Raw genomic sequence first — 482 nt, 5'->3', positions numbered from 1 at the left:
AGCGGACCGGGCGATAACCCGAGCCGATCGGCCTTTTTCAGTTCGATCAGATTCATCTGCAGGATGTTCCCCAGCGTCACGGTCGGCTGGCGCTCATCGCGCATCTCGAAACGCCACACCGCCTGCTGGCGCTCGGCTTCGGTCGCGTCGAACAGATCAAAATCCAGCAGATGCAGCCCGACCGACGCGCGCAACTCACGATAATCCTCGCCGGCATCGAGCTGCCCGCCCAGGGTGCGCACCAGATAGAACAGCCCGCGCTTGTGCCAGGCGCCGTAGCGGCGCACCTGAATCTCGACATTGTAGCAATGGCCCTCGCCGTCCCGCGCCAGGACGTCGAGGATGATGTACTTGCCCTCCAGTTCGTTGGCATCGATCGCGGGGTTCAGCACCTCGACCGAGGCAATATCGGGCAAATCCGGGCGCAGGTCGTTGATCAGCGCCACCAGCAGTTCGGGCGCGCCCGTGAACAGACGCTTGAA

Annotated in this window: 1 protein-coding gene; it reads right to left on the bottom strand. The window is 63.3% G+C overall.

The genetic code is table 11. The annotated features are described in order from the left end of the window. A partial coding sequence (locus tag F2Q65_RS19330) for an Rpn family recombination-promoting nuclease/putative transposase (protein ID WP_150095023.1) occupies nt 1–482 on the bottom strand: 482 nt, incomplete at both ends.

The sequence above is a fragment of the Thiohalocapsa marina genome, assembly GCF_008632335.1.
GTDB lineage: Bacteria > Pseudomonadota > Gammaproteobacteria > Chromatiales > Chromatiaceae > Thiohalocapsa > Thiohalocapsa marina.
The sequence above is the reverse complement of the archived record's forward strand: the minus strand, read 5'-3'. Positions and strand labels throughout refer to the sequence as shown.